This is a genomic window from Streptomyces tailanensis, from assembly GCF_008386495.1.
Classification (GTDB): domain Bacteria; phylum Actinomycetota; class Actinomycetes; order Streptomycetales; family Streptomycetaceae; genus Streptomyces; species Streptomyces tailanensis.
This window is the reverse complement of record NZ_VTHJ01000019.1, coordinates 86,118-105,233: the sequence shown is the minus strand read 5'-3', so window position 1 is coordinate 105,233 and position 19,116 is coordinate 86,118. Positions and strand designations below refer to the sequence as shown.

The 19,116-nt window shown below is 70.5% G+C and carries 17 protein-coding genes and 1 pseudogene; 7 read left to right on the top strand and 11 right to left on the bottom strand.

Annotation, left to right across the window (positions count from 1 at the left end):
- Window positions 1-19 precede the first annotated feature (19 nt).
- The 3 genes from F3T56_RS17975 (at window position 20) to F3T56_RS17965 (ending at window position 2,494) form a co-directional block, all read left to right on the top strand.
- Window positions 20-571 carry an FHA domain-containing protein gene (locus F3T56_RS17975; RefSeq protein WP_149826184.1) on the top strand — a complete coding sequence of 184 codons (552 nt, stop codon included), beginning with the start codon at window positions 20-22 and terminating at the stop codon, window positions 569-571.
- 130 nt (window positions 572-701) lie between these two features.
- Window positions 702-2,093, top strand: coding sequence for a M14 family zinc carboxypeptidase (locus tag F3T56_RS17970; RefSeq protein ID WP_149826183.1), 1,392 nt, complete (start codon window positions 702-704; stop codon window positions 2,091-2,093).
- A complete protein-coding gene (locus F3T56_RS17965; protein WP_149826182.1) occupies window positions 2,090-2,494 on the top strand; it encodes an SSI family serine proteinase inhibitor in 405 nt (134 codons plus the stop codon). Before F3T56_RS17970 ends, F3T56_RS17965 begins: the two co-directional genes overlap by 4 nt.
- 51 nt (window positions 2,495-2,545) lie before the next feature.
- Here the strand turns inward: F3T56_RS17965 and F3T56_RS17960 are convergent, their stop codons facing one another.
- Window positions 2,546-3,787, bottom strand: coding sequence for a M14 family zinc carboxypeptidase (locus tag F3T56_RS17960; protein WP_149826181.1), 1,242 nt, complete (start codon window positions 3,785-3,787; stop codon window positions 2,546-2,548).
- Between the two features lie 223 nt (window positions 3,788-4,010).
- Between F3T56_RS17960 and F3T56_RS17955 the strand changes: the two genes are divergently transcribed.
- Together F3T56_RS17955 and F3T56_RS49300 are read left to right on the top strand one after the other, a co-directional pair.
- A complete protein-coding gene (locus F3T56_RS17955; protein ID WP_149826180.1) occupies window positions 4,011-5,717 on the top strand; it encodes an IS1182 family transposase in 1,707 nt (568 codons plus the stop codon).
- A 174-nt stretch (window positions 5,718-5,891) separates the two neighbouring features.
- Window positions 5,892-5,969, top strand: a pseudogene (locus tag F3T56_RS49300) (hypothetical protein); the annotation flags it as partial.
- Between the two features lie 444 nt (window positions 5,970-6,413).
- Here F3T56_RS49300 and F3T56_RS17945 read toward each other — a convergent pair.
- The 7 genes from F3T56_RS17945 to F3T56_RS17910 form a co-directional block, all read right to left on the bottom strand.
- Window positions 6,414-7,361, bottom strand: coding sequence for an MBL fold metallo-hydrolase (locus tag F3T56_RS17945; RefSeq protein WP_246203675.1), 948 nt, complete (start codon window positions 7,359-7,361; stop codon window positions 6,414-6,416).
- 405 nt (window positions 7,362-7,766) lie between these two features.
- Complete coding sequence (locus F3T56_RS17940) at window positions 7,767-8,186, bottom strand: nuclear transport factor 2 family protein (RefSeq protein WP_149826179.1); 420 nt, start codon at window positions 8,184-8,186, stop codon at window positions 7,767-7,769.
- 5 nt (window positions 8,187-8,191) lie between these two features.
- Window positions 8,192-8,998: an MBL fold metallo-hydrolase gene (locus tag F3T56_RS17935; RefSeq protein ID WP_149826178.1), complete on the bottom strand. Its 807-nt coding sequence runs from the start codon at window positions 8,996-8,998 to the stop codon at window positions 8,192-8,194.
- A 44-nt stretch (window positions 8,999-9,042) separates the two neighbouring features.
- Window positions 9,043-9,663, bottom strand: coding sequence for a DsbA family protein (locus F3T56_RS17930; RefSeq protein ID WP_149826177.1), 621 nt, complete (start codon window positions 9,661-9,663; stop codon window positions 9,043-9,045).
- A 165-nt stretch (window positions 9,664-9,828) separates the two neighbouring features.
- A complete protein-coding gene (locus F3T56_RS17925) occupies window positions 9,829-10,359 on the bottom strand; it encodes a MarR family winged helix-turn-helix transcriptional regulator (RefSeq protein WP_149826176.1) in 531 nt (176 codons plus the stop codon).
- A gap of 645 nt (window positions 10,360-11,004) precedes the next feature.
- Complete coding sequence (locus F3T56_RS17915) at window positions 11,005-11,655, bottom strand: NAD(P)-dependent oxidoreductase (RefSeq protein ID WP_149826175.1); 651 nt, start codon at window positions 11,653-11,655, stop codon at window positions 11,005-11,007.
- 41 nt (window positions 11,656-11,696) lie between these two features.
- Window positions 11,697-12,200, bottom strand: coding sequence for an allene oxide cyclase barrel-like domain-containing protein (locus tag F3T56_RS17910; RefSeq protein WP_149826174.1), 504 nt, complete (start codon window positions 12,198-12,200; stop codon window positions 11,697-11,699).
- A 125-nt stretch (window positions 12,201-12,325) separates the two neighbouring features.
- Here F3T56_RS17910 and F3T56_RS17905 point away from each other — a divergent pair, with 125 nt between their 5' ends.
- Complete coding sequence (locus F3T56_RS17905; RefSeq protein WP_149826173.1) at window positions 12,326-12,763, top strand: MarR family winged helix-turn-helix transcriptional regulator; 438 nt, start codon at window positions 12,326-12,328, stop codon at window positions 12,761-12,763.
- Window positions 12,764-12,842: 79 nt separating this feature from the next.
- On the opposite strand, the gene F3T56_RS47895 is transcribed toward F3T56_RS17905, so the two are convergent.
- Both F3T56_RS47895 and F3T56_RS47890 read right to left on the bottom strand, forming a co-directional pair.
- Window positions 12,843-13,358 (bottom strand): transposase, encoded by a 516-nt coding sequence (locus F3T56_RS47895; protein ID WP_246203674.1) that lies wholly within the window; start codon window positions 13,356-13,358, stop codon window positions 12,843-12,845.
- On the bottom strand, window positions 13,355-14,005 hold the full coding sequence (locus F3T56_RS47890; protein ID WP_484422099.1) for a transposase: 651 nt from the start codon (window positions 14,003-14,005) through the stop codon (window positions 13,355-13,357). The genes F3T56_RS47895 and F3T56_RS47890 overlap by 4 nt, the downstream gene beginning before the upstream one ends.
- 966 nt (window positions 14,006-14,971) lie before the next feature.
- On the opposite strand from F3T56_RS47890, the gene ltrA reads away from it, so the two are divergent.
- Window positions 14,972-16,336: a group II intron reverse transcriptase/maturase gene (gene ltrA / locus F3T56_RS17895; RefSeq protein ID WP_149826172.1), complete on the top strand. Its 1,365-nt coding sequence runs from the start codon at window positions 14,972-14,974 to the stop codon at window positions 16,334-16,336.
- A 322-nt stretch (window positions 16,337-16,658) separates the two neighbouring features.
- Here the strand turns inward: ltrA and treY are convergent, their stop codons facing one another.
- Complete coding sequence (gene treY / locus F3T56_RS17890; RefSeq protein WP_149826171.1) at window positions 16,659-19,001, bottom strand: malto-oligosyltrehalose synthase; 2,343 nt, start codon at window positions 18,999-19,001, stop codon at window positions 16,659-16,661.
- Between the last annotated feature and the right edge of the window lie 115 nt (window positions 19,002-19,116).

Genomic DNA, 19,116 nt, shown 5'->3' with positions numbered 1-19,116 from the left:
CTGACCGACAATCACGTGCGTGACGTCGTCTTTCGAGTTCCACACGTACCCCGCGCGGCTGTCGGACGCGGAGCGCGACCGCGCGCTGAGGGTGCTCCGTGACGGCATCGCCCTGGGCCGGCTGTCGCACGACACGTTCATCCGCCGCATGGAACTGGCGCTCATCGCCCGCCGCTCCGACGAACTCGCCGCGCTCACCGCCGATCTGCCCGCCGAGAACAGCTGGTCCCGGGTGGTGCTTCGCACCGTCGGCGCGATCTCCGGCTTCGGCCCGAAGCTGCGCCGGGCCTGGCAGGTCGAGCGGCTCCCCAAGCTCCAGCTGCCGCACCCGGCGAGCGGCCACTCACTGCGCATAGGGCGCGACCCGGCGAACGGACTCCGGCTCAGCCACGAGACGGTCTCCCGCGTCCACGCCGAGCTGACCCGGCAGGGCGGCATGTGGATCCTGCGCGACCTCGGCTCCACCAACGGCACCACCGTCAACGGACGGCGGGTGATCGGCGCGGCCGTCGTCCGCGACGGCGATCAGGTGAGTTTCGGCCGCATGTCGTTCCGGCTCTCCTCCGACTGAGCCATCACCGAACCCACCGCCAAGCTCTGGCCTGGGATTTACGTAGCGAGTTTCTCAACTTCCCTTGGGTTCCAAAGTGTTGACGTACGTTCTCGGCCATGACTGACTGTGCGTACCGCATGTACAACAGGTGAACGACGGCACCACACAGGGGAGGTGTGCCCTGCCGCCCCTTCTCCGCTACCCGACCGTGGACGAGCTGTCCGCCCGCGCCGCGACACTCGTCGCCCGACATCCGCACCGCGCCCGACTGCGCCGCGTGGGCACCTCACGGGCGGGCACGCCGATGTGGCTGCTGTCCGTCGGCCACGGCAGCCGCCACGCCCTCATCGTCTCCGGCCCGCACGCCAACGAGCCCGTGGGCGGCGCCACCGTCCTCCGCCTCGCCGAACGCGCCCTGGCCGACCCCCGGTTGAGCGACGGCGCCGACACCACCTGGAACCTGCTGCTCTGCCTCGACCCCGACGGCTCCCGCCGCAACGAGGGCTGGCTGTCCGGCCCGTACACGCTGCCGCGCTACTTCCGGAACTTCTTCCGCCCCGGCTTCCTGGAACAGCCCGAATGGCTGCCCGACGGCGCCGCCGGGGCCGTCCTGCCGGAGACCCGCGCCCTGCTCGACCTCCAGGACGAGCTGCGGCCCTTCTTCCAGTGCTCCCTGCACGGCGTCGACGTCGGCGGCGGCTTCGTCGAGCTGACCCGCGACCTGCCCGGCCTCGCCCAACGCCTCGCCGACACCGCCGCCCGCCTCGGCATCCCGCGCGAGCTGAGCCCCTACGACGCCCTGTACTGGCCGCGCCTCGGCCCCGCCGTCTACCGCATCCCGCCCCCGCGCCGGGCGGGCCTCGCCGCCGCCATCACCGAGGCCGCCGTCGATTCCACCTGGTACCACCCGCACCGCCACGGCACGGTCACCGCCGTCGTCGAGGCACCCATGTGGGGCGTGGCCGCCGTGGAGGACGCCTCCCCGGCTCCCGACGTCGACGCCGTACTGCGCACCGTCAGCCGGACGCTGCGCCGCGAGACCCGGCTCCTGGCGGGCATCCTCGCCCGGATCCGCCCCTCGGCGAGCACCGGCCCGGACGCCGCCCGACTGCTGGCCCCGATCGACGACTACCTGATGGTCGGCCCCGGACTCGCCGACTCCTGGGACCCCGACGTCCACGACTCGGCCGCCCGGCCGCTGCCCCCGTTCGACACCGCCCGGCTCACCGCCCTCGGCGTCTCGTCCCGCCGGGTCACCCTGCGCGCCGCCGGGCTGCTGCATCAGCTGGTGACCCGTGCCGGCCGCGACCCGGCGGGCGCGCTGCCCGAGCTGAACCGGCTCATGGGGGAGTGGTGCGCCGAGTACCGCGACGGCTACGGGGCACGCTGGATACCCGTCGCCCGCCAGGCGGAGTACCAGGCACGCGTGGTGCTCACCGCCCTCGAACTGGCATCGGCCCGGCACACACGCGAACAGGACTCCCATTCGGGTGAGCCGGAATGGAGTTCCGAGCCCGCCGTGCCGATGCACAGGGAATGACGAACACCACCCGAGCGGTACGAGGCGGCCTGCTGGCGGCGCTCGTACTCCTCCCCCTCGCCTCCTCCGCCCCCGCCCGGGCGACCTTCCCGGACAACTGGCTCTACGTCACCGTCACCCGCGGCGACGCCCGCACCGGCGACACCCGCGGCTCCCTCCTCCTCTGCGACCCGCCCCAGGGCCATACCCGGGCCGCCGAGGCCTGCGCCGAACTCCGCGCGGCCGGCGGGGACATCACCCGCATCCCTCAGAAGGACGGCATGTGCGTGCAGGTCTACGCCCCGATCCGGGCGACGGCACACGGCGAGTGGAACGGCAGACCGGTCGAGTACGAGCAGACGTTCGCGAACGGCTGCGTGATGACGGCGCGAACGGGAGCGGTGTTCGCCCTGCCGGACTGACGGCTACCGGCGTCTCCACGTGACTGGAGTCTCTACGCCACCACGTCGTCCCTACGCCACCATGTCGTCCCGCGCGTGCAGCGCCGCCGCCAGCACCGTACGGGCCTGGTGCTCGACCTGGTCCGACAGCGGCACCCAGCGGGCCCGGAAGCGGTCGGCGAAAGCCTCGCACCAGTCGGCGACCAGCCCTTCGAGATACGGCACCGCCGGGTCGCAGGCCTCCCGCAGAACCCGTAGCAACATCGCCGCGGCCCGCAGCGGGAGCCGGCGCCCGAAGGCGTCCACACTGGCCACGTACGCCATCGAGACATCCGGCGGCGGCCCCCCGGTCCAGTCCCGGGCGAGCCCCGGCACCAGGTCCAGCGCCCACCGGGCCGCCCGCAGCAGCGGCCCCCGAGGCCCCGGGAGCCGGGGCAGCGCCTCGGCGAAGACCCGCTCCACCTCGCCCGCCTGGACCAGCAGCCGCCGCGCCAGCTGCCGCAGCGCCGCCGCCGGGGCGGGGTGCGGGGCGGTGTCGTCGACCAGGTCGCTTGCCCACATCGGTACCTCGACGACCGCGGTGAGACCGCCGTACCGGTGGGCGTGGAACCAGGTGCTGTCGCGCGCGTCGTCCGGCATGCCCGGATACGCCGTGCGGTGCTCGGGCCGTGGCATCACATACACGCCGGGTCCGGAGGCGGGCCAGCCCGCGGCGTCGGAGGCGCCCATCTCCACCGGTATGCCCAGCTCCGCTGCCGACTTGGTGAAGGGCTCGGCGAGCCCCGGGACGTCCTTGGTCAGCTGCACCCAGCTGCCGCCGAGGTCCGTGCCGTGGAGAGTCACCTGGAGACAGGGCCGCAGCTCGTCGATGACCCGCAGAAGCGCGAGCGTCTCGGGCGGCAGACGGTCTGGCGGCAGCACGGACGGGGACCACTCCGGCTGCTCGGGACCGGCGGGCCGGAAGAAACCGAGGTGGTAGTCGAGCAGGGTGCGCGGCGCCGGCGCCGTGTGCAGGCTCGCCCCGTCCGGGTCCGCGCACAGCACGAAATGCCACGAGGTGTCGGCCCGTAACTCCCGTTCCAGGGCGACCCGTTCGGCCAGCGCCAGCACCGTCGAGCCGCCGTTCGGTTCGTTGGCGTGGGCGCCCGCGACGACGAGAACGGCACGTCTGGCGTGCCCCACGGACAGCAGCCGCAACGGCCGGCCCCCGCGCGAGACACCGATCCGCCTGAGCGTGCACAGGCGCGAGCCCGGGCCCACCAACGACCGTGCGTACGACTCCAGCTCCGCCACCGTGGGATAACCGAGCTCCATCAGGAGACCACCCCCCGTTCAGTCCGACAGTCCGACTGAATGCAGTGTCCGTCCCTGAACGGGGCGGCTCCCAGGGGCGCCCAGTGGCATTCGCCGCCCCCCGGCACGGCAGCCGCCACTAAGCTTGACTCTGTCGGGGATCTTGGAGTTTCCCGGTGCGGCAGCAAGATCGACGGGCATGCTCGGGTAGTTCCGCCGACCGATACAGCCGTCGAGGTGCTCGTTGTCCCTTCGTCCCCGTTCCGGTGAGCAGGTCCCGTCTCTGACTGCGCAGGTTGCGCGGGCGAGCAACCCGGACGGCACGACGGCGATATGGGTACGTGACCGCCTCGATGGGCTGTGGTGCGACAAGGACTTCGCCGACTGGTACCCGCGCGACGGGCGTCCGGGTCTCTCACCTGCTCAACTGGCCACCGTCTGTGTGCTGCAGTTCCTGCTCGGCCTGTCCGACCGGCAGGCCGCCGAGTCGGTCCGCTGCCGCATTGACTTCAAGTACGCCATGGCCATGGAGCTGGACGACCCCGGCTTCCACCACAGCGTGCTGGCCGACTTCCGAGACCGTCTCGCCGAAGACGACCGCGCCGACCGCCTCCTCGACCTCGCACTGGCCCGCCTCAAGGAGGCCGGACTTGTGCGCGAGCGCACCACGCAGCGCACCGACTCCACCCACGTCCTGGCCGCGGTGCGCGACCTGACCCGCCTGGAGATGGTCACCGAGGCGGTCCGCGCCGCACTCGAAGAAGTCGCCGGCACATCCCCGCACCTGCTGGACGAGCTGGTCGATGAGGACTGGGGGCTCCGCTACGGCCGGCCGGTCCGTCTGGGCAAGAACCCCACCAAGCCCAAGACCAGGATTCTTGCCACCGGAAACGACGCCGTCCGACTCCTGGAACTCCTCTACCGGCACGGAGCAGACCGCACATCCGGTCCTCGTATCCAGGCCCTGCGCCAGATCATGGTGCAGAACTACCACCGTGACGCCGCAGGACATCTGCGCTGGCGCACCGCCGAGAAGGAAGGCGGGCCCGGACTGCCGCCCTCGTCCCGGGCGGTCGTCTCGCCCTACGACACCTCGGCCCGCTACGCACGGCACGGACACATCATCAGCTGGAAGGGGTTCACCGCCCACCTGACCGAGACCTGCGCTCCCGACGGCCCCAACGTGATCACCGACGTGGCCACCACCGCGGCCACCACCCACGACAGCCAGGTCCTGCCCGGCATCCACACCCGCCCCTCCCGCCGCGGACTGCTGCCCGACGAGCACCTGGTCGATGCCGGCTACACCTCCCTGCCCCACCTGGAACAGGCCACCCGCGAACACCAGGTCACCGTCTCCGGGCCGCTGAAGAGCAACCCCACCCGCCAACACCGCCGAAATGAGGGCTTCGCCCGGGACGACTTCCGCATCGACTACGACCATCAGCAAGTCACATGCCCGCAGGGGCAGGTCAGCGCAGGCTGGCACGGCCCCTACCCGACCTCCTCGCCCACCGCGGCCTCGCTGATCGTGGCCAGGTTCACCAAGAGCCAGTGCCGCCCCTGCCCGGCCCGCGCCCAATGCACCACCACCGCCGACAGCGCCCGCACCGTGGGATTTCCTCCACGAGAGCTCCGTGACCTGCAACTCCGTGTCCGCGCCGAGCAGCAGACGTTCGAGTGGAAGACGCGTTACGCGGTCCGCTCCGGAGTGGAGGGCACGGTCAACGAGTTCACCCATGGCCACGGTATGCGGCGCTGCCGCTACCGAGGGCAGGGAAAGGCACACATCCAGCACGTCCTGACGGCCATCGCCGTCAACATCGAGCGCCTCAGCGGATTGCCACCGGCCGAGGAAGCCCCCATACCCCGCCGACCGACTGCCTTCCAGAGCTACCTCGACCAGCGCGAGATACCTCGGCTGAAATCCTGGCGAACCCTGGGCAGTTGACCTCGCCAACCCCAAGATCCCCGACAGAGCCAAGCTAAGAGTGTGAATCGGAATTCACACAGGCTGTGAATTCACACGAGGCCGCGGCGTGCACCGCACAGTCGGGCCGCACCCCTCTCCCTTCCCACCACGACCCCTCGCAGCGGCGCGGGAGTGTTTCCGGAGGTGTCTCTCATGGCTCCGCTCTACGACATCGCCGTCGTCGGCTACGGACCGACCGGCCTCACCGCGGCGTCCCTGCTCGGCCGGCTCGGCCACCGGGTGGTGGTCTGCGAGCGCTGGCCCGGTCTGTACGGGCTGCCCAGACTCACAGACGCCGGCCCGGATCTCCTCCCGCACCGCGATCACGCACGGCCGGCACAGTCCGTCACCGTCCACGGCCCCGACCCGGCAGCACCGCGGACACTGCGCCGTCCCCCGGTTCTCCAGCCAGCCACGACAGCTCCAGCACAGCCCGTCCACAGACGCGACACGCCCCAGTCCAGGCAGAGCCCACACTGCCGCACCACCGCAGCCCCCACCGTCAGTTCGGCGGCCGCAGCCGGCGCGGGCCGTCCCGACGCGGCACCGGCCGCACCGGCCCCGCCTCGCCGCCGACCGCCCTTTCCTGCTCCTCCTGGCCCCCAGCGGCAGCCACCGCCGAGGGGCACCGCGAAGCCGGTGTTCCGGTACTTCGCGGTCGTCACTCCCAGGGCGTCACTCCCAGGTCATCTCGCCCATGGCGACCTTCGCACCGATCTCGGCGGCGATGACCATGCCGTAGTCCGGGTAGCGCTTGACGAGTGCCGCGGTCAGCGCGGCGCCGTCGGCGGCCTTGGCCAGTTCCTCCTCGAAAGTGAGGAGGTACTCGCGGGTGGCGGTGATGGCTGAGGCGTCGGCCGCCGTGCCGGGCAGGCGGTGGCCGGGCACGACCAGCTTCGGGTTGAGGGCGGCCATCTCGTCCAGCAGCTTGATCCAGGCAGCGCGGATTTCCGGGGTGGGGGTGTCCGCGACCCACACATGCTGCTTCTGGAACAGCAGCACCCCGCCGAGGATCGCGCGCTGCTCCGGCTGCCACAGGTAGTGGCGGTCCGGCAGCAGGGCCGATCCGCCCTTGAGTTCGAAGCGGTGCCCTTCCAGGGCGAGACCACGGGTGAGAGGCTTGATCTTCACCAGGCGGGTGGGCAGGTTGGCCCCGAGGTCGGCCCACGTCTTGAGCTTGCTCTCAAAGGTGCGCCGTATGTGCTTGATGACCGGCTGGGTGGCGACGAACTTGGCGTCGGGGAAGGTGTCGGCCAGGGCCTCGGCGCCGAAGTAGTAGTCCGGATCGCCGGCGCTGATGAACACGGTGGTCAGCTTCTTGCCCGAGTCCAGCACCTCGGCCACCAGCCGGTACCCGTCGGCCCGGGTGAACCCGGTGTCGACCAGCAGCGCTTCACGCTCACCCGTGACCAGAGTGGCCGTCTTGTTCTTGCTGCCGACCGGGAAGTCCAGGTCGAGGACCTTGAAGTCGAGCTTGCCCCTGGGGTGCTTTTCCTTGTGATGTCCGGCTCCGTGTCCGTCGGCGAGCGGGGTGGCCGACGCGCTGGCCGGGGTGAGGCCCAGGCCGAGCCCGGCGGCCGTGAGCGAGCCTGCCGCGAGGAAGTGACGCCTGTTCATGGGCATGTCTATTGCTCCCTGTTGATGGTGGGTGTGAGGGCGCACGGGAGAAGGTGCCGCGTGTCGGCCTCTTACGTTTTCGCGGTGGTGCTGGTGTGCGGTACGGCCACCAGCGCCTCCGGGTGCGCGTACGTCCGGAGGGCATGGATGATCGCGGTGGCGACGTTCGTCGCACGACGATGGTCGGTCCCGGCTGCCTCCGTTGGCCGGACCGGGAAGGCGCCGCGGAGTGATTCTGGCGACGTGCGGGCGCGTTTCCTCCGCCGTGCCGGTCGCCGTCCCGGCGACGGTTTCGTCGCGCGGACCGCTGACATCGGCGGCGGAGGTGTTGAGGAAGACGGTGCCGTTGCCGACGGTGGACCTCACCGTCTTCCCGGCTTGTGTGAGTTCGCCTGTGTGGTGCTGCCCCGACTACGTCATGGCGTCGCGGACCTTGGCGGTGTCGGCGAACTGCTCGAAGCGGACGATCAGGCCGCCGCGGACCACGAAGTGGTGGGCGACGCGGACGTTGATCGATTTGCCGGTGGCCTTGTTGGTCGCGGCGTAGCGGGCCAGAACGACGACGTTCTCGCCGTCGATGACATAGGTGTCGTCGTGAGCGGTCCAGCCGTCCCAGTCCTGGCTGAGCTTCTCCATCACGTTCGAGGTCACGCCGTCGGGGGTGCGGTAGGTGCCGGCGAGAGGGAAGCCTGCCATCTCCTTCCACTCCACGTCCGGCGCGAGGGTGGCGCGCAGGGCCTCCAGGTCGCCGGCCGCGGAGGCCAGGTACTGGCGGCGGACCACGTCGCCCGGGGCCGTGGAGGTCGCGAAGCCGGTGTGCTCGTATGTCATGACACTCAGCCCCACTTCATCTCGCCCTTGGCGACCTTCGCCCCGATCTGGGCGGCGATCAGCATGCCGTTGTCGGGGTAACGCCTGACGAGCGCCTCGGTCAGCGTGGCGCCGTCGGCCGCCTTGCCGAGTTCCTCCTCGAAGGCGACGAGGTAGTCGCGGGTGGCGGTGATGGCCGAGGTGTCGGCCGCCGTGCCCGGCAGGCGGTGGCCGGGGACGACCAGCCCCGGCTGCAGGGAGGCCATCTCGTCCAGCAGCTCGATCCAGACGGAGCGGTGCTCGGGGGTGGGAGTGTCGGCGACCCAGACGTGCTCCTGCTGGAAGAGCAGGACGCCTCCGAGGAGGGCGCGGTGCTCGGCCTGCCACAGGTAGTGGCGGTCGGGCAGGCCGGCCGGGCCGCCCTTGAGCTCGAAGCGGTGGCCTTCGAGGGTGAGGTCGCCGGTCAGCGGGGTGAGGTCGACCAGGCGGGTGGGCAGGTTCAGGCCGAGGGCCGCCCACGCCTTGAGCTTGCCCTCGTAGGAGTGCTGGATGTGCTCGATGACGACCGGGGTGGCGACGAAGACGGCATCGGGGAAGGCGTCGGCGATCACCTCGGCGCCGAAGTAGAAGTCCGGGTCCCCATGGCTGACGAACACGGTGGTCAGCTTCTTGCCCGAGTCGAGGATCTCGGCGGCCAGGCGGTGGCCGTCGGCCCGGGTGAAGGCGGCGTCGACCAGCAACGCCTCCTGCTCACCGGTGACGAGCGTGGCGGTCTTGTTCTTACTGCCGGCCGGGAAGTCGAGGTCGAGGACCTTGAAGGACAGGGTGCTCATGCGGGGCCTCCTGGAGGGGACGGAATTCAGTGGGTGGGGCGTGGTCAGGGCGCGGTGGTCAGGGCGGCCAGTCGCCGGTCGATCTCGTCGGCGGTGGCGTGGCCACGGGCCAGGACGGCGACTCGGTCGCCGTCGACGGCGAGCAGCGTAGGGAAGCCGGTGATACCCAGTTCGGCGGAGCGGTGGAAGTCGTCCGCCGCCGCGTCGTGCGCCTCCGGCGCGTCGAAGGCGGCGACGACGGCGTCGGCGTCCAGACCGGCCTCCTCGGCGACCTTCCGGTAGGTCGCGGGGTCGGAGAGGCTGAGGCCGTCGACGTAGAAGGCATGCTGGACGGCGCCGGCCAGTTCCGCCACGCGGTCGGGGGCCACCCGGCGCAGGGCTACGACGCCGCGCGCGGCAGCCTCGGAGTCCATCACGAACGATCCGTCGGCGATCAGCCGCTCGTAGCCCTCGCCGAACTCGGCGCCGGTCAGCTCGGCGATCTGGGCGTTGGCGCCCTGGACGTAGCCGAACTCGCGGATCGGCACCCGGCGTGGCCCGGTGAACAGGCCGCCGGAGACCACCTCGACCGGCAGCGCGGGATGACGGGAGACGGTCTCGCGCAGAGTTCCGGAGAACCCGTGCGACCAACCGCAGTAGGCGTCGAAGACGTAGACGAGCTTCATCGAAGGTCCCAGCAAAGGTGTGGCGCCCGCCGAACGCGAGCGATTCGTCTGAGAAAACAGTAACTGACGCGTCAGATATTTCTCTAGATATGTGACGCCCGCCACATCTCAGCCCTGCTGTCGGTGCATCAGTGAAGCCGCACGGCCGCAGCCCAGAGGGGCCGTTCAGGGCAGGCGGGGCAGCTCGTCCCGTGCGGAGTGGCTCAGGATCCGCAGGTCCTCGGCGAACCGTTCCCGGTCCTCGGGAGGCAGTGGCGCCAGGAAGTGACGCCGGATGTTCTCCACGTGCACCCGGGACGCCCGCACAGTGGTCTCTTCCCCCAACCGGGTCAGCCGTACCAGCCGCCCGCGCCTGTCACCGGGATCCTCGGCGCGCTCCACCAGCCCGGCCGCCTCCATCCGGTCCACCAGGCGCGTCGCCCCGCCTGTGGTCAGCACCTGCTCCTGGGCGATGGCCCGCATCGACAGCCCGGGATCGCCCGCCCGCCCGAGGATGAGCAGCACCTCGAACATCAGATGGCTGATGCCGCACTCCAGCTCCAGCGACCGCCCGAGGATGTACTCCAACCGGTTCGCCGCCCCCTGCAACCGCCCGAACGCCAGCACCAGCGCATTGTCCGCGGCCTCCTTCGGCGACGAGATCTCCGTCGGCTCTTCCACGTTCCCCCCACCCGACTGGTCCTCCACACCTTGCATCCACTGATCATGCCTCGCACGGACCTGGGCGCTCACCTCGCCGGAACACGTCAGTCACGGGCCGCCAGAACACACCGCCCAGGTGCACGGACAGGCCGACAAGCGGAAGATCCGGATCTTGTCGCCGGATGGCGAGGACGTCACGTTCCGCGTGGCGGGTTGATCCAGCAGCGCCAAGGCGCACACCTTGGCCCATACCTGCCGGGTGGACTCCGCCAGCCCCTACCTCGTACTGAGCCGCCGCCGAGGCCGCTGCGCGGCAGGCCGCGCAGCGGCCTCGGCGGCCGTCAGCGCCTGCTGTACGGCGTCGGTGGCGCCGGGCCGGCACGGTGCCGTCCTCGCCGGCCCCGTCGGCGGCCCGCTGAAGTGCCCCACCCACGGCGGTCGCCGCGCCTTCGGTATCCAGCCGGGCCTTCTTCGCCTGCTCGGCCTGTTCCTGGGCAGCTCGGGAGCTCTGCAGCAGCCGACGCAGCGCGGCGGCGTAGGGGTCGCCGGCCGTCTTCTGGCGCGGTTCGGCGACTCCGGTGACTCCACCGGTGCAGGCGAAGCGAGAGCAGCAGGCGCTTCACATCGGCCTGCTCGCGTCGCCTTGGCACTGCCGGTCAGCGTGACGTCGAACGGACGCCCTCGATCGAGAGGCGTCCGTCAGTACGCGACGGTGATGCGGCGACGGATCGCGGTGCTCTTCTCGGCCTCGTCGACCAGGGCGACCGCGTAGTCCTCGGCACTGATGAAGCTGGTGCCGTCCTCCGCGATCAGCAGGTCGTCGCCGCCGAGGCGGAAGGTGCCGGTGCGCTCGCCGGGGGCGATCTCGTCGGCCGGGGAGGCATACGTCCAGTCGAGGTCGGTCATCTCGGTGCGCAGTAGGCGCAGCACCTCGCGCTGGGCGAGCGACTCGGCCTTGTACATCGCGGGGAAGTCCGGGGTGTCGACCCGGTCCTGGCCCGAGGCGGTCTTCAGGCTGCCCGCCCCTCCGACCACCAGCAGGCGGTGTACGCCCGCGATGCGCAGCCCCTCGACCAGGGACTTGTACGTCGCCAGCAGCGGGGCGGCGGGGTCGGAGCCGTCGCGGGGCGGGGAGACGGCGGAGATGACGACGTCGTGTCCGGCAGCGGCCTGGGAGACCTTGCCCGGCACGGTGGCGTCCAGGGCGAGGACGGTCAGTGCCTGGTTCTCCGGCAGGGCGTCCGCACGGCCCGAGCGGGTGGCGGCGGTGACTTCGTGGCCACGGCCGAGCGCTTCCGCCGTGACGCGGGAGCCGATCATGCCGGTGGCGCCGATCAGGAGGATCTTCACAGGTGACTCCGTTCGTACTCGTTTCGTATGCGTGGGTGTGGTCAGCGCTGGATCTCGAAGGTGACCTTCGCCTGCTCCACCGTCTCCTGCACGACGCGCACCTCTCCGGAGGCGTTCTTGTACTTGCCGGTGCCGCCCGTGATGGCGAACCGCTCGTCGAAGACGGGTCCGGAGGCGGAGAGCTTCGCCGTGCCGGCCGTGGTGATCTTGCCGCCGGGCAGTTCGTAGACGAAGGTCAGCAGCTCGGCGGTGCGCGGCTTGGCGTGGGTGGAGACGCCGCCGAAGCTGCTGGTGCCCAGCTTGCGGCCGTCGCGGCCGGTGAGGTCGCCGGTCCCGATCAGCTGGTCGCCGAGGGCGGAGTCGGCCGGGGCGACGTCGACCATGTTGATCGCGGTGCCCTTCTCGACGGCCTCGATGGTGATCGTGCGGTGCCTGTGCGAGGCGGGGGTGGCGTCCGCCGAAGCGGGCGCCAGGGACAGACCGAGGGTGAGGGCGCCGGCCGTGGCGGCGGCGACACCGAACGCGGGGAGGGTGCGCTTGCTCATGATCGGGCTCCACGTGTGTGGGGGCGTACAGGGAAAAGTATCTGCTGAGGCAGACAATATATCTGTAGGTACAGATATTGCAACAGCAGCTTCTTCTGCTCTCGGCTTTCTGTCATCCTCATGGAGTGAACGAGCAACTGCTGAATGACGACGATGTGACGCTCTACGGCCTGTTCGTGGAGGCGTTCGCTCGCCTCAAGCCCCTCGTACACCGCGATCTGGGAGTTCCGGACACCTGGTTCGAGGTACTGCTGCGGCTGGGCCGCACGCCCGGGCACCGGCTGCGCATGACAGACCTGGCGGAGGCCGTGTCCTTCAGCTCGGGCGGCTTCACCCGGCTCGCCGACCGCATGGCGAACGAAGGGCTGATCCGCCGCGACCCCGACCCCACAGACCGACGAGCCGCACTCGCCGCACTGACCGACAAGGGCACCGAGGCGCTCGACCGCGCCCTGACCGCCCACGTCCGCCATCTCCGCAGCCACGTCACCGGACCGCTCTCGGCCCAGGACCGCCGCCACCTGGAGCGCATCCTGCGCACGCTCCGCGACGCCAACGAGTGAAGTTCCGCGCGGACGCGCAAACCCTCAGCTTGACTCTGTCGGGGATCTTGGATGGTCGGGCTCAGCTACCGAGGGTTCGCTAGGACTTCGGCCGGGGGATCTCGTTCTGATCCAGGAAGGTCTGGAAGGCGGTCGGCGGTCTCGGTGAAGAGTTTTCCTCGGTCACTGACCGGCCGCTGAGGCGTCCGATGTTCACGGCGATGGCCGTGAGTACGTGTTGCAGGTGGGCTTTCGGCCGCCCTCGGTAGCGGCAGCGGCGCATGCCGTGTCCGTGGGCGAACTCGTTGATGGTGCCCTCCACTCCGGAGCGGACCGCGTAGCGGGCCTTCCACTCGGTGGTCGAAGTCGATGTGGAGTCGTCCCGGTCGAAGCCTTCGTTCCTGCGGTGCTGGCGGGTGGGGTTGCCCGGCAGTGGCCCGCTGACGGTGACCTGGTGTTCGCGGGCGGCTCGTTCCAGGTGGACCAGCGAGGTGTAGCCGCCGTCGACCAGGTGCTCGGCAGGCAGCAGCCCGCGACGCGCCAGGCGGGTGTGGATGCCGGGCAGGGCCTGGCCGTCGTTCGTGGCGGCCGAGGTGGTGGCCACGTCCGTGATCACGTTGGCGCTGTCGTGGCACACGTCTCGGTGACATGCGCGGCGAACCCCTTCCAGCTGATGATGTGCCCATGACGGACGTAGCGCGCCGTGGTGTCGTAGGGGGAGACGATCGCCGACGAGGAGGGCGGCAGGCCGCCGTCGGCGGCGGTGCGCCAGCGCAGGCGGCCTGCCGCGTCGCGGTAGTAGTTCTGCACCACGATCTGCCGCAGCGCCTCGGCCTGCGGACCGGGCCGGTATCCCGGTCCGTGCCGGTGGAGGCGTTCCAGCAGTCGACAGGTGTCGTCGCCGGCGGCGAGGATCCTGGTCTTGGGCCGGGTGGGGTTCTTGCCCAGACGGACCGAACGGCCGTAGCGGCGCCCCCAGTCCTCGTCGACCAGGCCGGTCAACAGGTGCGAAGCGGTGCGGGCCACTTCTTCCAGCACGGCACGGACAGCCTCGGTGACCAGCTCCAGCCGGGTCAGGTCGCGCACTGCGGCCAGGACGTGGGTGGAGTCGGTGCGCCGCGTGGTGCGCTCGCGCACGAGTCCAGCCTCCTTCAGACGCGCGAGCGCCAGATCGAGTAGATGGTCGGCGCGGTCGTCCTGGGCGAGGCGCTCGCGGAAGTCGGCCAGGACGCCATGGTGGAAGCCGGGATCGTCCAGCTCCATCGCCAGGGCGTACTTGAAATCGATGCGGCAGCGGACCGCTTCCGCTGCCTGCCGGTCCGACAGGCCGAGCAGGCCTGCAGCACGCAGACGGTGGCCAGCTGGGCGGGCGAGATGCCGGGGCGTCCATCACGCGGGTACCAGCCCGCAAAGTCCTCGTCGCGCCACAGCCCGTCCAGCCGGTCTCTCACCCACATCGCCGTCGTACCGCCCGGATTGCTCGCCCGCGCGATCTGCGCGGTCAGAGACGGGACCTGCTCACCGGAACGGGGACGGAGCGACAACGGACACCTCGGCAACTGCATCGGCCTTCGAAACAGCACCGAGCATGCCCGCTGATCATGCTGGCACACCGGGAAACTCCAAGATCCCCGACAGAGTCAAGCGTACGTCCAGCAGTCCGGACGTCTTCCCAGCTCAGAAGGGATATGAACGATGTAACCGGGCGACAAGCTCAGGATAGCCAGCCGGTGGAAGTCCGGTCCGGGGAGACGCCAGGGTCCCCGGTAGCTGACTCCCGGCGTCACTTGAAATGGTGACGTCGAAGTGGAGTGACAAGCGCCCTTCGGGGGTGTGCAACCGGCCAGTCCGCAACATGAAGTGAAGCCTGCAGCGTCGTTATTTAAGCCCGCCGGAAGGCGGGACCAAGGAGGTGCCGAGCCTGTGCTTGTTCGGCGAAGGCCATGGAAGGCGATCTCGGACCTGGAGCGGTCGCCGAAGAACCTCCCGGCGTAAGGGGCGTGGAATGGTCGGACGGTTGTCCTGGGAACTGGAGAGGGCCTCCTCGGCCCCGCGAAGTGCGGTGCGGGAAGCGTGGCCCGCCTATAACCGGAAGAACCGGGAAGTGGCGGGTTGTCGAGAGGCAGTCGGAGGGGGCCGTAGTAGTGGTGATCGGCGGGACAACACAACCCGCCGGGAGCGAAGGGCCCCTGCTTCATCGATGCGTTTCGTGAACAGGGAGGGACCCGGGTGAGTGCCGTTTCGGCTAGTTCCATCCGCCGGGAGGAAGGCGCCGCGGGACCGGGTGGCCGTCCTCTGGACAAGGTCCGAGCCCTGCAGCGGACGCTCTACCGCTGTGCCGAGCAGGAACCCGAACGCCGGTTTCATGCCCTGTACTGCCATGTCCACCGCATGGACGTTCTTCGGCGGGCATGGGCCGAGGTGTGTGCGAACCGGGGAGCCCCCGGCGTGGACGGCATGACCGTCGACGCGGTGGCGGCCTCGGGGGTGGACGCGTTCCTCCAGGACCTGGCCGAGCAGTTGCGGACGTATACGTATCGTCCGTCGGTGCTGCGGCGGGTTGAGATTCCCAAGCCGGGGCGGCCGGGGGAGTTCCGGCCGCTTTCGATTCCCACCGTGGCGGACCGGGTGGTGATGACGGCCGCGAAACTGGTCATGGAACCGGTCTTCGAGGCGCAGTTCACCGAGGCGAGCTACGGATTCCGGCCGAAGCGGTCCGCGATCGACGCGTGCGAGGCCGTGCGCGTCGCGGCGAACCAGCGGCGGGAGTGGGTGTTCGAGGCCGATATCCGGGACTGCTTCGGGACGATCGACCATGACGCGCTGATGGCCCAGGTGGCCCGGCGTGTGGTGGACCGGCCGATGCTGAAGCTGATCCGGGCCTGGCTGCGGATGGGAGTTCTGGAGTGTGGGGTGACCTCTCCAACCGGGGCGGGAGCCCCACAGGGCTCACCGATTTCACCTCTGCTGGCGAACATCGCCCTGCATGTCCTCGACGAGGTGTGGCAGGACGAGGGCCGCCGGCTGGGAGTGCTGGTGAGGTACTGCGATGACTTCGTGGTCCTGTCGCCGACCAGCCAACGGGCTGAACTGGTCCGGGAGTTGGCGGCGAGGGTGCTGGAACGGCTCGGGATGCGTCTGCATCCCGAGAAGTCCGGGATCACCTGCCTCAGTTGGGGCGGGCGAGGCTTCGATTTCCTCGGTTTCCACCATCGGAAAGTCGAGTCGTGGAGATGGCGGGGCAAGTTCTGCTTGCAGCGCTGGCCCTCGGTCAGAGCGATGCGGGTGCTGCGGGACAAGGTCCGCGCGGCCACCGGACGCTCCAAGACCGAACGGCCGGTGGCCGCCGTGGTCGCCGACCTCAACCCCGTGCTGCGGGGCTGGGGTGCGTACTTCCGCAACGGGAACTCCGGGCGGAAGTTCAACGCGGTCGACGGCTATGTCCACGAACGGCTGGCGATCCTCGCCAGCCGGAAACACGGACTGCGGGGCCGGAACTGGGCCACCCGTTTTACCTACGGGTGGATCACCCGGCTCGGGGTCTACCGACTCACCGGAACCGTACGCAGGGCGGCAGCGCATGCCAGACGGTGAACGATGTCGGAAAGCCGTATGAGGGAGAACCGCACGTACGGTTTGAAGCGGCGGGGACTGGAAACGGAGCATCAGCCACCGCGCCAGTCCCCGACCCTACTCAGGGGGTGTGGTGAAAGTCCCGCACAGCACCCGCGGCGCCCGGCACGCTCCCCCACTCTCGGCTTCGCTCGAGCGGGGGGACCCCCCATCGAGGGCCTTCGTCCGGCACGCCGAGGGCACGCACCGGCTGTGACATCAGCCTCCCCCACTCTCGGCTCCGCTCGAGCGGGGGACCCCCCGCGGCGGGCGCGGGCACCGCACGGGACTTTCACCACACCCCCTACCCGGCGTCGACCCGCTCCAACAACGCCACCGGCAGCCCGTCGAACAGCTCCGCGACCCGCACCCGACCGGCGAACTCCCGCTCCCCACTGAGCACTTCGACCCATCGCCCCTCGGGCAGGACCAACCGCGTCTCCCCCCAACCCCCCGCCTCCGCGAGCCGCAGCGACAACCGCGTGACAGCCGTGACCACCGCCCCCGACCGCACGAACGCCACACAGTGCCCGGCCGCCGCCCCCTCGACCGCGAGCGGCGCATACGTCGCCGCGTCCCCGAAGACCTCGGGCCGCCGCCGACGCAGCCGCAGCGCGCCCGCCGTGAGCCGGAACTTCTCCGACTCCGCCTCGTCGTCCTCCCGGGGCGCGAAGGGCAGCCGATTGTCCGGATCCACCAGCGCCCGGTACTCACCCTCCGTCCCCTGGTAGACGTCCGGGACCCCGGGCATGGTCAACTGCACCAAGGCCACGCCCAGCACATTCGCCCGCACATGAGGCTCCAGGGCGTCCCGAAGCCCCTCCGCCACCCGCGTGTCCACCGCCGGCCCCCGCCCGACGAAGTCGGCCACCGCACGCTCGTACGCCGGGTTCTGCTCGGTCCACGAGGTGTGCAGCCCCGCCTCCCGCACATGCTTCAGCAGCGCCCCCTGGAGCCGCTCCTCCGCCGCGGGCCCCAGTCCGAACGCCGTCTGCCACGCCGCCCACGCCACCTGCGGATCCGGCACACCCGCACCGTCCCGCGTCACCTCCGCCAGCACGTCCGCCCACCGCCCCGGGCACTCGCTGAGCACCGCGATCGCCGCCCGCACATCCGCGCTGCGCTTCGTGTCGTGCGTCGACAACACCGTCCCCGTCACCGGCCAGTCCCGCTGCACACGCGCGCAGTACGCGTGGAAGTCCGCCGGCGACACCGCCGGACTCCCCGGATTCCCGCCCACCTCGTTCGCGCTCAGCAGCGGCACATAGCGGTAGAACGCCGTGTCCTCCACCGACTTGGCCCGCAACGCCGACGACGTCTGCGCGAACCGCGCCCGGAACTCCCCATGCCCGTCCCCGTCCCCGAACCGCCCCAGCAGCAGATCGCGTACGACATCCACCGACCGCGCCTCCTCGGACACCACGAACGCCGTACGCGCCTCGGCCGCCGCCTCCTCGGTGACGACCAGGGAGGCGTCCTGGGAGACGTACGGCCGATAGACCTCCATCCGTACGAGGAGTTCGCACAGCGCGGTACGCAGCGCCCACGGCGCATGATCGCGCAACGCGAGCTCGGGGGAGCGCTCGCACAACCGGTGCGCCACCCGGGTGAGCCGGCCCACCTCCGTGGCCAGCTCATGCGTCAGCACCCGGTACGCGGCCCGCCGCACCGTCGACTCCCAGTGCCCGCCCCGGTCGCCCTGCGCGTCCGTGAACCGCCGATACTGTCCCAGCAGCTCCCCGGCTCCCGCCGGATCCACGAACAACCCATCCACCTGCCGCAAAGCGTCGTACCCGGTGGTCCCCGCCACCGGCCACGCCGCCGGCAGCGCCTCACCCTCCGCCAGGATCTTCTCGACGACCGTCCACCGCCCACCCGTGGCCTCATGCAACCGCCGCAGATACGCATCAGGATCGGCGAGCCCATCAGGATGATCGATCCGCAGCCCGTCGATCACCCCCTCCTCGACCAGCCGCAGAATCTTCGCGTGGGTGGCCTCGAACACCTCCGGCTCCTCCACCCGCACCCCGATCAACTCCGAGATGCTGAAGAACCTCCGGTAGTTCAACTCCGTACGCGCCAGCCGCCACCACACCGGCCGATACCACTGCGCGTCCAACAACTGCGGCAACGGCAGCTTCTCGGTCCCCTTCCGCAACGGGAACACATGCTCGTAATACCGCAGTTCCCGCCCATCGACCACGAACTGCTCGGCCTCACCACCGAGCGGCCCCCCGAGCACCGGCAACAACACCCGCCCGCCGCCCGCCTCCCAGTCGATGTCGAACCACCGCGCGTACGCCGACCCAGGCCCCTCGCGCAGCACCTCCCACAGGGCCCGGTTGTGCCGGGGGGCCATGGCCATGTGATTCGGCACGATGTCCACGACGAGCCCAAGCCCGTGCTCCCGCGCGGTCCGGGCCAGCCCCCGCAGCCCCTCCTCACCGCCGAGTTCCCCCCGCACCCGCCCGTGATCGACCACGTCGTACCCGTGCGCCGACCCGGGGACGGCCTCCAACACGGGGGAGAGATGCAGGTGCGAGACCCCGAGCGAGGCGATGCACGGCACGGCAGCCGAGGCAGCGGCAAAGGGAAAGGAGGGCTGAAGCTGAAGCCGATAGGTGGCGGTAGGCACGACAGGCGTCATGCAGACCTACGTACCCGCCGAACGGCGGTTGGAGCGCCTGGACACGCAAGGACGCTACTGGCTTTTGAGGGGCGCAGCCCCGAAAGGGGCGCGGGGCCGTATCGATTTGCGGCTC